11 protein-coding genes are annotated in these 12,452 nt (G+C 35.5%); 5 read left to right on the forward strand and 6 right to left on the reverse strand.

The annotated features are described in order from the left end of the window. Positions 1 to 187 precede the first annotated feature (187 nt). Entirely contained in the window at positions 188 to 769 is a 582-nt protein-coding gene (locus IEW94_RS02760; protein WP_188649728.1) for a DUF4468 domain-containing protein, read from the reverse strand. Positions 770 to 1,129: 360 nt separating this feature from the next. Between IEW94_RS02760 and IEW94_RS02765 the strand changes: the two genes are divergently transcribed. The 4 genes from IEW94_RS02765 (at position 1,130) to IEW94_RS02780 (ending at position 4,162) form a co-directional block, all read left to right on the forward strand. Next, positions 1,130 to 1,987 (forward strand): YicC/YloC family endoribonuclease, encoded by an 858-nt coding sequence (locus IEW94_RS02765; protein ID WP_188649729.1) that lies wholly within the window; start codon positions 1,130 to 1,132, stop codon positions 1,985 to 1,987. Between the two features lie 65 nt (positions 1,988 to 2,052). After that, positions 2,053 to 2,625: a guanylate kinase gene (gene gmk, locus IEW94_RS02770; protein ID WP_188649980.1), complete on the forward strand. Its 573-nt coding sequence runs from the start codon at positions 2,053 to 2,055 to the stop codon at positions 2,623 to 2,625. Positions 2,626 to 2,634: 9 nt separating this feature from the next. Continuing rightward, on the forward strand, positions 2,635 to 3,213 hold the full coding sequence (gene nadD, locus IEW94_RS02775) for a nicotinate (nicotinamide) nucleotide adenylyltransferase (RefSeq protein WP_188649731.1): 579 nt from the start codon (positions 2,635 to 2,637) through the stop codon (positions 3,211 to 3,213). A gap of 85 nt (positions 3,214 to 3,298) precedes the next feature. Then, positions 3,299 to 4,162, forward strand: a complete 864-nt coding sequence (locus tag IEW94_RS02780; protein ID WP_188649733.1) for an NAD(P)-dependent oxidoreductase — start codon at positions 3,299 to 3,301, stop codon at positions 4,160 to 4,162. A gap of 77 nt (positions 4,163 to 4,239) precedes the next feature. Here IEW94_RS02780 and IEW94_RS02785 read toward each other — a convergent pair whose 3' ends face one another. Then, the gene (locus IEW94_RS02785; RefSeq protein ID WP_188649735.1) at positions 4,240 to 5,181 is read right to left on the reverse strand and encodes a nicotinic acid mononucleotide adenyltransferase; all 942 of its coding nucleotides are present in this window, start codon (positions 5,179 to 5,181) and stop codon (positions 4,240 to 4,242) included. Between the two features lie 129 nt (positions 5,182 to 5,310). On the opposite strand from IEW94_RS02785, the gene IEW94_RS02790 reads away from it, so the two are divergent. Then, entirely contained in the window at positions 5,311 to 6,312 is a 1,002-nt protein-coding gene (locus tag IEW94_RS02790; RefSeq protein WP_188649737.1) for an NAD(P)H-dependent glycerol-3-phosphate dehydrogenase, read from the forward strand. Between the two features lies 1 nt (position 6,313). Here the strand turns inward: IEW94_RS02790 and IEW94_RS02795 are convergent, their stop codons facing one another. From IEW94_RS02795 to IEW94_RS02810, 4 genes are read right to left on the reverse strand one after another with little or no spacing between them, the layout of a single operon-like run. Beyond that, complete coding sequence (locus IEW94_RS02795) at positions 6,314 to 6,709, reverse strand: hypothetical protein (protein ID WP_188649739.1); 396 nt, start codon at positions 6,707 to 6,709, stop codon at positions 6,314 to 6,316. A 35-nt stretch (positions 6,710 to 6,744) separates the two neighbouring features. Further along, the gene (locus IEW94_RS02800; RefSeq protein ID WP_188649741.1) at positions 6,745 to 8,160 is read right to left on the reverse strand and encodes an efflux transporter outer membrane subunit; all 1,416 of its coding nucleotides are present in this window, start codon (positions 8,158 to 8,160) and stop codon (positions 6,745 to 6,747) included. Positions 8,161 to 8,165: 5 nt separating this feature from the next. After that, entirely contained in the window at positions 8,166 to 11,303 is a 3,138-nt protein-coding gene (locus IEW94_RS02805; protein ID WP_188649743.1) for an efflux RND transporter permease subunit, read from the reverse strand. Positions 11,304 to 11,315: 12 nt separating this feature from the next. Then, positions 11,316 to 12,449, reverse strand: coding sequence for an efflux RND transporter periplasmic adaptor subunit (locus IEW94_RS02810; RefSeq protein WP_188649745.1), 1,134 nt, complete (start codon positions 12,447 to 12,449; stop codon positions 11,316 to 11,318). Positions 12,450 to 12,452: the final 3 nt, after the last annotated feature.

The following is a 12,452-nucleotide window of genomic DNA, read 5'->3' on the forward strand; positions in this document are numbered from 1 at the left end:
TTCTATTGGTAACGCTTTAAATATCTTTTGTAAAAAACTATTCAGGACAAGAAAAAAAGGATATATTTAAATAACCTATTCTCTCATCTTTAAGTGCCGCCTATTGTAGTAACTTTAGGCTTCTTTTAGATTTTTTTTTGGAATGTTTATAAAACGCTTATAATAAAGTATTGATCAAAAAGGCTTATTACCATTCATCCTCTTGGTCTTCATTGTTTAAATAATTTGACAAACTCTCATTTAAACCGTTAAACAGAGTTTCTATTTGGGAAGGAACTTTGGAATAATCAACATCTATTTTGCCACTTTTATCATAATAATCACCCTTTTTAAGGTTGATGTTAACCTTCTTTTTACTATTTGAATCGTATGATAATTTTAAAGGTTTAAGCTTGTATTGTCCGTCTTCAAAAGATATTTCTATTTGGTAGGTCAAACCCTCGCAGCCATAATCGGCTCCCGTTCCATAACAAATGGCATTATCGGTAAATCCCTCAAAACGGATTTTATCATTCTTTTCTTTCTTTTCTATAACTTGATCGGGGTCTTTATATTTATCAGAAAGCCAGTTCAGGGTTTTAGAATATAACTCATCTTTTTTGGCTTTTCTCACACTCATTGTAACGTCTCCAGGGCTCAATCCGTTAGCATCATAGGTGAATTTTTCTGAAGTATTATGTTTCTTTTTTTTTGAAACAGCATCAACATCATTTTGGGAAAATGAAATGGCTGAAACCAAGACAGCAGTTAATAAAATGATTTTTTTCATAACCAATTATAGTTTGGGGTTGTTTTTTATTCTCATAAAATTAAAAAACTAATTGTTATAATCACTATTAATTAGCTATAAATATGCACTTTATAACTTTTTTACTGTTTCCTTTTAATTTCAAAAACCTAACAAAAGTCATGTTTTATTTAAAATATTTTTTGTTGTTTTGATATTGTAATCGGGAAGAACCCATACCCAGATTATGTGAGAGAAGGGAATATATCTTAATATGTTCCCTTTTTCTATTACTATTCCCAAGCTTTTTTGTTGACATTCACTCTAAAAACAAAACAGCCTGATATGTATTTCCAAAACCTTTGGTTTTAATTACCTTTGTATAACTTTATACACAAGCTTATGATATATTCAATGACCGGTTACGGGAAATCCATTTTACAGTTACCTACCAAAAAAATAACCATAGAACTTAAATCCTTAAACAGTAAAAGTTTAGATTTAAATGCCAGAATGCCTTCAATATACAGAGAAAAAGAACTGGACATAAGAAAACTTCTTGCCGATAAATTGGAACGTGGTAAAATTGATTTTTCTATTTATGTAGAAGCAACCGCCGATGACACTTCTACACAAATAAATACACCAGTGGTAAAGCAATATATCCAGCAATTAAAAAAAGTAGTAGATGGTGATGAAATTGAATTGCTTAAAATGGCCGTTAGGTTTCCTGATGCCTTAAACACGGTGCGCGAGGAAATAGATGAAACCGAATGGGAAGCCATTCAAAATGAAATAATCAAGGCTATAGAGTATATAACTGATTACAGATTAGATGAAGGCAAAGTACTTGAAAAGGAATTCAATAAACGCATTGCCCTTATAAGTGATTTACTTGACCAAGTCATTGCCATGGATCCTGATAGAATTGACGGTGTTCGTGAACGATTGACCAAAGCCATTGAAGAAATTAAAGAAAAATATGATGAGAACCGGTTTGAGCAAGAACTGGTTTATTACATTGAAAAATTTGACATAACCGAAGAGAAAGTCCGTTTAAAAAACCACTTGGATTATTTCACGGAATCCATAAACTCAAAACATTCCAACGGAAAAAAGCTTGCCTTTATCAGTCAAGAAATAGGAAGGGAAATAAACACTATTGGTTCAAAAAGCAATTATGCTCCCATGCAGCAATTGGTGGTTCAAATGAAAGATGAGCTTGAGAAAATCAAGGAACAACTATTAAATGTCCTTTGATATAATTTGCAGCACTCAATAACAATATTCAGTTAAAAAACATATTCTTGGAAAAACAAAAAACTATAAATAAAGGCAAACTAATTGTATTTTCAGCACCATCTGGTTCGGGCAAAACCACTATTGTAAGGCATTTATTGGGCATTGAAGATTTAAATCTAGAATTTTCCATTTCGGCAACATCCAGAGAAAAACGGGGGCAGGAAGTCAACGGCAAAGATTATTATTTTTTGTCTGCCAAAGAATTTAAGACCAAGATTAAAAACGGTGAGTTTTTAGAATGGGAAGAAGTCTATCGTGATAATTTTTACGGAACCCTAAGATCTGAAGTGGAGCGTATCTGGGCCATGGGCAAGCATGTGATTTTTGATATTGATGTGTCCGGGGGCTTGCGTATCAAACGTAAATTCCCAGAGGAGACACTAGCTGTTTTTGTAAAACCTCCCAGTATTGATGAGCTTAAAATCCGATTAAAAAAACGCAAGACAGAAAGTGAAGATAAAATAAACATGCGCATTTCTAAAGCATCTGCCGAATTGGCCACAGCGCCTTTATTTGATGTTATTATTGAAAACAATAATCTGGATAAGGCCCTGATTGAAGCTGAGACCTTAGTTAGAACATTCATCAACTCATAACAAATTACCATGAAAATCGGACTGTTTTTTGGTTCTTTTAATCCTATTCATATTGGCCATTTGGTAATTGGCAACCACCTAGTTGAATACAGCGATTTAGATCAAGTATGGTTTGTGGTGACACCTCACAGTCCTTTTAAAAAGAAAAACACCTTGTTGGATAATTATCAACGTTTGGAAATGGTGTATCGCGCCACAAAAGACTACACCAAACTAAATCCCTGTGATATTGAGTTTAACTTACCACAGCCCAATTACACCATCAACACGCTCACTTATTTGCAGGAAAAATATCCGCAACACGAGTTTGCCCTAATTATGGGAGAAGACAATTTAAAAAGTTTTCACAAATGGAAAAATTATCAATTGATTCTTGATAACCATCATATTTATGTGTATCCTAGAGTTTCTGATAATTCAATGGAAACCCAGTTTGATGGGCATCCAAAAATCCATCAAATACAGGCACCTATCATGGAGCTGTCTTCAACTTTTATTCGAAAAGCCATTAAAGAAGGTAAAAATGTCCAGCCCATGTTACCTCAGCACGTTTGGGAATATTTGGATGAAATGAATTTTTATAAATGATATTAGTTTAAATCTTTTCTTAATTTCAGAAAAGGAAATCTCAACAACATAGTCATATCAAATACATCATAAAAAATTATAAGCCATGAAAATCACATTTTTAGGATTAGGAATTATGGGTAGCCAAATGGCTCATAACCTTGCCAAAAACAATGCAAACTTGACCGTTTATAACAGAACTCCTATTGACTATTCTTTATTTAAAGCGGAAAACGTAACCATAGCTGATTCATTGGAAAATGCTGTAAAAGATGCCGATATCGTATTTAGCATGCTTTCAACTCCCGAAGCTGTTGAAGAGGTTTTTTTTGGAAATGGAAAGGTCTTAAAATTAATGAAAGACCATGCTATTTGGGCAGATTGCACAACGGTAAATCCTTCCTTTAGCAAACAGGCTTTTGAGCAGGCAAAATTAAACAACATCAGATTTTTAGACACTCCTGTTTCTGGCTCAAAACCTCAAGCCCAAAACGCTGAACTGATATTTTTTGTTGGAGGAAACGCTGAAACTTTTAATGAAATAAAGCCTTATTTAAATATGATGGGCAAAAAAACCATTTTGGTTGGAGACATAGGTAAAGGAGCATCTTTAAAAATGCTGGTAAATGTAATGCTAGCGCAGTCCATGGCTATCTTTTCTGAAGCTGTTTTATTTGGCGAAAGCATGGGAATTTCCAAAGACTTTTTACTGGATTTGTTACCAAACTTAGTGGTTTCAGCTCCTTTTACAAAGTTTAAAGCTGAAGGAATACGAAATGATAATTATGAGGTTCAATTTCCTTTGGAGTGGATGCACAAAGATTTACATTTGGCTACGCTAACGGCTTATGAGGTCAATCAACCTTTATTCCTTGCCAATCTAACAAAAGAATTATATGCAGGAGCCAAAAACAACGGCATGGAACGGCTTGATTTTTCTGCAATATTTAAGCATTTAAAAAACAACTAATAACCACAACAAAAGAAACCGCTTAAAGTACTTGACTTTAAACGGTTTCTAAACTAAATAACCAACCAAACTATGTATTATCCTCGAGTGCTCTCTCTTGGATTACTAACTTTATTTTGTCTTTCTTTTCGCAATTTTCCTGAGGTGACCGAAGTCTTACCTTTTGTGTTTGCTGTTTTTAAATACTGAATATATCCGCGACCTTCAAACTGATAAACACTTTGAGAAGATGGTTGATATAACTCAATCTTTCCGTCATTTATAACGTTCAATTCAAAGTATTCATTGTTGAAGAAATCATAATCTAATGTTAAAGTTTTTAAATAGGCATCTCCATTGACGTTTCCTACACCGTAAACTCCTGTATAATCCCAAATCAAGTTAGAAACATTGGTGCCAGGGTTGTCTTGTGAACTCCTAAAAGTATCATCATTGCCCCCTGATATAAACTGCAAGTAATTTTCATTATCAAACTCATTTACAGCACCATAATCGCTGGTATATATTTTTTCCCAAGCTTCATATTCCTGCAAGAAATAATGGATATTATCATAAAACACATAGTCATAATCAAATGTGCTACGTTGATAGCCTTTTAAAAAGTAAGACGTATCATTATTAGGATTATATAGCTCTATGGTGTTATTATTTATTTGGTAAACATCAAAGGTCTCAAAACCATCAACATCGTGGTTTACATCCAAAATCATATCATACGCATCATAATCACCAACAGCAATTCCAAATCCATTTCCAGTGCTACCTATACCTACCAAATTATTGTTGGCATAAAGGGTTCCGTTCCTAAATGAAATGGTAAATGCCATTTGTAAAAACGGTGTCGTACCATAACCAACGGTTTCATTAACATCAACATACCATAATTCGTAAGAATTCAAAAGTTGGTTTATTGAGATTGTAGGTTCCTCTACATAATTGTCTACAACAACATCTGTATAACATGAGGTAAAAAGTGTTGCAGTTAATGCAAATCCTAAAAGTAGTTTTAAAGTTTTCATACGCCTTAATTTTATCGTTCTGTTAACAGTTATTCAAAACACATGCCAAAAAAATTTGTGTTTTAAAATTACTGGCTTATCTATCACTGATATTTTATGTACTTTTGAAATTGAAACTCTCTTTAAAGTATGGACAAACAACTAAAATATGCCGTTTTTGGGGCCGGAAGTTGGGCAACTGCCATTGTGAAAATGTTATGTGAAAATCTTCCTGAAGTTGGATGGTATATGCGTAGTGTTTATACCAAAGAGCATTTGTTGCGCGAACAGCACAACCCTAATTATTTGAGTTCGGTTGAGTTTCATTTAGAACAATTGAAACTCAGCAATGACATTAATGAGATTGCTGATTATGCCGATGTATTGATTTTTGTGATTCCTTCTGCTTTTATGCATAGCGAACTTGAAAAACTAACCATTGATATTTCCAACAAAATAATTGTTTCAGCCGTTAAGGGTATTATTCCAGAGTCAGGTTTGTTGGTTGGTGAACATTTTAATACGTTTTACAAGGTTCCTTTAGAAAACATAGCTGTTATTGCTGGTCCTTGTCATGCTGAAGAGGTTGCCCTGGAACGCTTATCCTATCTTACCATTTCATGTGCCGACCCTAAAAAAGCCAAGGAAATTGCTAAGAATTTGTCCAGCGATTATATTAAAACCAAAATCAACGATGATATTATGGGTGTTGAATACGCCGTGATGCTCAAAAATATTTATGCTATTGCAGCCGGTATTGCCCATGGTTTGGGGTATGGAGATAATTTTCAAAGTGTTTTAATGAGTAACGCCATTAGAGAAATGAGGCGCTTTATCAAAAAAATGCACAAAATGAAACGCAACATCAATAATTCTGCTTACTTGGGTGATTTGTTGGTAACTGGTTACTCGGTTTTTTCAAGAAATCGCATGTTTGGGAACATGATTGGAAAAGGCTACACAGTAAAATCAGCTCAAATGGAAATGAGCATGATTGCCGAAGGGTATTACGCCACAAAGAGTGCCCACTTGCTCAATGAGAAAAACAAAAAAAAGACAAAGCTTCCTATTATTGATGCAGTCTATGAAATTTTATACGAAGGCAAAGACCCTAAAAAAACGTTTAAAAAATTGACAGAAAAGTTGGATTAGCTTATTTAACCAAAACGCCTTTGGTATTCATTACAGGAATGGTTTGCAAGGCTTTTTCATTAATCGTGTTCTTTCTGAATAAAAAGGTTTTATCAAACATCACACTCCCTTCAAAAAACGTGACCTTAAATTCGTTGTTAAGCTGTAATACCTCATCTTGCATAAGTTCTATTTTGGCGTAACTTTTTGCAGGAAGCCTATCCAATTTATGACGCATAACCGATGTCTCTTTTGTTTCACTAAACCCTTTGCTTACTATTAAAACCATTTCCAAATCTACAGTCTTGTCATTAATAATGTAAGCCTTCCAGTCGTTGGTTTTATAAATATCGTTATACTCATTAACAACCGCTATATAAACATTTTCAACTTTTGGAATATGGATGTCTTTTTTCATAGAGCAGGAATATTAAAATCAATAAAGGGCTTAACTTATTTCAAACCGCCGCCTAGTGCTTCATATAAATTGACAACCGAAAGCAATTGATTAAGCTTACTGTCAATAACGTTCAACTCGGCATTTAAAGCGCTCTGTCTGGCTGTTAATAAATCCAGGTAATTCGCAAAACCATTGTTCAACAGTGCTTCTGAATTTTGTTCCGCTTGGCGCAAGGCTTCCACTTCATTTTCCCTGAATTGGTATTTTTTGGTTTCAGCACGATAGTCATACAATGCATTTGAGACTTCGTTCCCTGCAACCAAAAGTGATTTTTTAAAGTTTAACAACGCCTGTTCTTGCTTTGCTTTTGCCACTTCATACTGCGTTTTAATTTTACGTTGGTTAAAAATAGGTTGGGTCAATCCTCCAACCACAGTAGCAAACAATGAATTTGAGTTTACTAATTTATCCAATTCCAAACTTTGAAAACCACCTGTTGCTGTTAATGTCAGAGATGGATAAAAATTGCTCCTAGCTACATTGGTAAGCTCAAAGGACTGGATTAAATTATATTCTGCTGATTTAACGTCTGGTCTGTTTGCCAACAATAACGCTGGAACGCCAAGTTTTAAATCCGTATCAATATGCTGAGCTTCCAAAGGACTTCTTTCAAAGTTTTGTGCTGGTTTTCCCAACAAAATACTTAAGGCATTTTCAGTTTTAAAAATAGCTGTTTCCAAATCTACTTGCAAGGCTTTGGCATTGTTGTACTGCGCTATATTTTGATCTACAGCCACTTGTGTAACCTGACCGGCATCCTTTAAAGCCTTGATGGTTTCAACACCTTTTTCTCTGGTTTGAATTGTTTCTTTAGTAATAGCCAATTGTGCATCTAAGGCCAATAATTGATAATAGGTAGTTGCTATACTTGAGATAAGTTTTGTTTTCACTGCTTGATGGGCAGCAACGCTTTGCAAATAACTGGCCTGATAGGCGCGTTTATTACTGCGAATTTTTCCCCAAATATCTGCTTCCCAAGACAGGGTTGTCGACAATTCAAACTGTTCAATGGATCCATTAAAAATAGACCCAAACTGACTGTTTTTTGCCAGTTCTTGGTGTGTTGCTGTTCCTTTAGCATTAAGGGTTGGCAGAAATCCAGCTTTACCTTGCTTTAAATAAGCTTCAGCTGAAAGTATTTGTTGAATGGCAATTCTGATATCAAGATTGTTTTGAAGTCCTTCTTCTATGTATTGATTTAAATAACTGTCTGTAAATAATGTTTTCCAAGACACATCGGCCATTGATATACTGTCAGTTGGGAAGTTATCGGTTCTGTATAAATTTTGAGTGTCTTCAAACTCAGGCCTTTTATAATCCTTTGCCACAAAACAACTTTGCAGTGATACAGAAACAATGACAAGCAAAACGGCCTTGCTAAAAAATTTATGTGATTTTATAGATTTCATACGAATTATTCTTCAATTGTTTGAATGGCTGGTTTATTCGAAATTTTTTCTTGTAACCATTGAAATAAAATAAACAGGGTAGGAATGACAAAAATTCCTAAAATGGTACCTATTAACATACCTCCAGCGGCTCCACTACCAATCGATCTATTACCCTCAGCGCCTACCCCTTTTGCCAACACCAAAGGCATTAAGCCTAAAATAAAGGCAAAAGACGTCATTAAAATAGGTCTTAAACGCGCCTTGGCACCATTAACCGCAGCATGCAATATGCTTTCTCCTTGTCGCCGTCTTTGAAGCGCAAATTCCACAATCAAAATGGCATTTTTAGCCAATAGCCCAATCAACATAATCAAAGCTATCTGAAAATAAATATTGTTTTCAAGACCTAAAAATTTGGCAGTTATATAGGCCCCAAAAACTCCTAAAGGAAGCGAGAACACAACGGCAAGCGGTAAAATATAACTCTCATATTGCGCACATAATAAAAAGTAAACAAACAAAATACTCAATATAAAAATAAAGGTTGTTTGGCTTCCGGCATTAACCTCTTCGCGTGTTAAACCAGAATAGGCCACAGAATAATTACTTGGTAATTTAGCAGCTTCTTCCTCAATGACCCTAATAGCGTCACCTGAACTGTACCCTGGATTTGTTGCGCCCGTTATGCCTGTTGAGTTAAATAAATTAAAGCGTGTTACCGATTGAGGACCGTATACTCGTTTTAAAGTGACAAACTGGGTAATGGGTGTCATCTCACCAGAATCTGTTCTAACGTACATACTGTTTAACGAACTAACATCTGCCCGATCTTCAGGTAAGGATTGAATATATACACGGAATTGCTTTCCAAACCGTGCGAAGTCTGATGCATAAACCCCACCTATATATCCTTGAAGTGTGGAGAATATGCTATTGATTGGTACTCCTTTTTCTTTGGCCAATGGCACATTGACTTCCATTTCATATTGTGGATAGTTTGTGTTGAAAGATGACTGCGCATATTTAATTTCTGGATGTTGCATTAAAGCCCCAATAAACTCATGATTGACTTTATCCAACTCCGTAAACGCACCACCAAAACGGTCTAATAAATTAACCTCAAATCCTGCCGAATTACCAAACCCTCTGATACTTGGAGGCGCAAAGAAAATAATATTGGCACCCGGTATGGTAGAAGCTACACCAAATAGTCTTCCTGTAATGGCTTCAGTTGAAAGAGATTCGTCTTCACGGTCTTTCCAATCTTTAAGCTTGACAAACCCCATGGCATAATTACTACCTGATCCACTTATTAAACTACGCCCTCTAATAAACGACATATCTTCAACCCCTGGCATGCCTTTAATTTTCTTATATAGCTCATGGGTTATTTCGCTTGTTCTATCTAAAGATGCACCAGCAGGCAATTCAATGTTTGTAAAAATGATACCACGATCTTCATTAGGCACAAATCCTGTTGGTATTGTGCTTGACGACCAAAATATTCCAACAACAGCCAATATCAATAATAGTATGGGTATCCATTTTTTCTTATAAAAAAACTGGATGGATGTTTCATATTTTTTTACAGTAGCATTAAATCCGCGGTTAAAAAGTGCATGAAAACGCTGGATAGGATTCTTGCTTTTCAATTCTTCATCTTCATCATGATGTTTTAAGAATAAGGCACACAACGCCGGACTTAATGTCAAAGCATTGACTGCTGAAATCAGAATAGCAATAATTAATGTGACTCCAAACTGTTTGTAAAACACCCCTGTTGGACCTTCAACAAACGTTACCGGAATAAATACAGCCGCCATAACCAAGGTAATGGACACAATAGCTCCCGCTATTTCATGCATGGCTGTTAAAGTTGCTTTTTTAGGGTTTTTCTCCCCTTGGTCTATTTTGGCATGAACCGCTTCAACTACCACAATGGCATCATCAACTACAATTCCAATGGCTAAAACTACTGCAAAAAGAGTCAACAGGTTAATGGAGTACCCAAACAGATTCAAAAAGAAAAACGTACCGATAATGGAAACGGGTACCGCTATTGCTGGAATTAATGTGGACCGTAAATCCTGTAAAAAGATAAATACTACTATAAATACCAGTAGAAAAGCTTCTAACAAGGTGGTTACCACTTTATCTATGGAAGCTGTTAAAAACAAACTGGTATCATACGGAATAAAAATATGTAAGCCTTTAGGCAAGTTTTTTTCAATACCATCTAATGTGGTCTTAATGTTTTCTATAATATCTTCAGCATTAGAACCTTTTGTTTGAAAAATTCCCATAAAAACTGCAGGATGCCCCAAGCTTTCTGCGTTAGAGGAATACGACTGTGCATCCAATTCAATTTTGGCTACATCATTTAACCGTAAAAACTGACCATTGCCTAGTGCTTTAACTATGATGTTGGCATATTGCTTTTCATCTTTAAAACGGCCGCTGTACTTTAAAACATAAGAAAACGCTTCGCCATTATTCTCACCAAGTGAACCTGCTGCGGCTTCTAGGTTTTGCTCTTTTAATACCGCCGTTATGTCTGATGGAATTAAGTTATATGCGGCCAGTTTTTCTGGTTTTAACCAAATGCGCATGGCATAATCTTGCTGCGAAAACACACCAACATTACCAATACCATTGATACGCTGCATGGCCGGAATGACATTGATTTTTAAATAATTCTGAATAAAAGTAGCATCGTAATTATCATTATCAGAATACATCGACAAGAACATCAATGCGCTGGTTTGTTGCTTTTGGGTTGTTACCCCAGTTTGTTTTACCTCTTGTGGTAGTAACGGATTGGCCCGTGATACTCTATTTTGAACGTTTACAGCGGCGACATCGCCATCTACATTTTGGTCAAAATAAACGGTAATATTTGCGCCTCCATCATTTGAAGCCGTTGAGGTGATATAAGTCATTCCTTCAACACCATTAATCTGTTCTTCAATAGGAATGATAACACTTTCCAGAACTGTTTCTGCATTGGCACCAGGATAAAATGCAGATACCGTTACGGTTGGCGGTGCAATATCTGGATATTGTTCAATGGGCAAACTCGTGATGCTTATAACGCCCAACATGACTATAATGATAGAAATAACCGTGGACAGTACAGGTCTTTCAATAAATGTCTTTAACATAATGATACGTTTCTAGTTTTTAAACAATATTTTAATGGGTTTGATAATACTATCAAAAGGAACAACTTGTGGCGTAATTGGCATATCACTTTTAAGTTTGCCAACACCCGTAGTTACAATAGTATCCCCATTTTTAATACCAGATTCTATAACGTATAAATTATCAATATTGGCTTTAACGTTAAGCATTGAGCTTGTTACGGTATTATCCTTAGAAACCTTAAAAGCAATGATATTGCCCTGTTGTTCATAAGTTGCTTCCTGAGGAATTACAATGGCATTTTCATAAATGGTTGGAATCTTAATTGTTCCACTATTGCCATTGGTTAACAATTGGTTTGGGTTATCAAAAATTGCTCTAAAATTAACAGTTCCTGTGTTTTGGTTTATTTGCCCCGAACTGGTTTGTATGGTTCCAGTTTCTGAATAGGTTTCCCCATTGGCAAGCACTAAACTAACTTTAGGAAAATTAGCAATCTTTTCGTTTAAATTCTTTCCATTAGCATTCTGTAAAAAATCCAGATAATCCGCCTCGTTCATACTGAAAAAAGCATAGACTTGTTTGATATCTGTAACCGTAGTAAGCGGCATATTATTAGTTGCACTTACCAAGGAACCCTCTCTAAAATTAATGGCTCCTACGTAACCATCTACAGGGCTTTTAACCATGGCATAATCAATATTGGCCACAATGCTACTGTAATTGGCTTTGGCTTGGGCTAAATTAGCTTTGGCGGTCTCTAGCTGTACAGGACTGATAATATTTTTTTCAACCAATGGAATGAGCTTATCAACCTCCACTTGAGCCACATTGATTCGGGCTTTGGCAGCACTGGCATCCTGGCTTAACGATTGGGTTTCTAGTTTAAATAGAATTTGCCCTTTTTTTACTTTTTGCCCTTCGTCCACAAGCACTTTTTGAATATAGCCAGATACTTTTGGCCTAACATCACTATTAACAATCCCCTCTATATTTGTTGGATATTCTTTATAGCCTGTTACCGTTTTTGGGGTTACTTGGGCCACTGGAAATGTAGCTGGGGGCCGTTGGCCTGCTTGTTGGTTATCTTGCTTATTTCCACAACTTGATAAAACTACGGTTGTTAAGCAAACTGCTAGTATTGATTTTATACGGATTGTACTCATGTT

Source organism: Yeosuana aromativorans (assembly GCF_014646655.1).
GTDB lineage: Bacteria > Bacteroidota > Bacteroidia > Flavobacteriales > Flavobacteriaceae > Yeosuana > Yeosuana aromativorans.

What these genes read in the sequence shown, in the direction of transcription:
- IEW94_RS02805 (WP_188649743.1), bottom strand. Translation starts at nt 11,303, where the DNA reads ATGTTAAAGACATTTATTGAAAGACCTGTACTGTCCACGGTTATTTCT.
- IEW94_RS02795 (WP_188649739.1), bottom strand. Translation starts at nt 6,709, where the DNA reads ATGAAAAAAGACATCCATATTCCAAAAGTTGAAAATGTTTATATAGCG.
- IEW94_RS02760 (WP_188649728.1), bottom strand. Translation starts at nt 769, where the DNA reads ATGAAAAAAATCATTTTATTAACTGCTGTCTTGGTTTCAGCCATTTCA.
- nadD (WP_188649731.1), top strand. Translation starts at nt 2,635, where the DNA reads ATGAAAATCGGACTGTTTTTTGGTTCTTTTAATCCTATTCATATTGGC.
- IEW94_RS02810 (WP_188649745.1), bottom strand. Translation starts at nt 12,449, where the DNA reads ATGAGTACAATCCGTATAAAATCAATACTAGCAGTTTGCTTAACAACC.
- IEW94_RS02790 (WP_188649737.1), top strand. Translation starts at nt 5,311, where the DNA reads ATGGACAAACAACTAAAATATGCCGTTTTTGGGGCCGGAAGTTGGGCA.
- IEW94_RS02780 (WP_188649733.1), top strand. Translation starts at nt 3,299, where the DNA reads ATGAAAATCACATTTTTAGGATTAGGAATTATGGGTAGCCAAATGGCT.
- IEW94_RS02800 (WP_188649741.1), bottom strand. Translation starts at nt 8,160, where the DNA reads ATGAAATCTATAAAATCACATAAATTTTTTAGCAAGGCCGTTTTGCTT.
- IEW94_RS02785 (WP_188649735.1), bottom strand. Translation starts at nt 5,181, where the DNA reads ATGAAAACTTTAAAACTACTTTTAGGATTTGCATTAACTGCAACACTT.
- IEW94_RS02765 (WP_188649729.1), top strand. Translation starts at nt 1,130, where the DNA reads ATGATATATTCAATGACCGGTTACGGGAAATCCATTTTACAGTTACCT.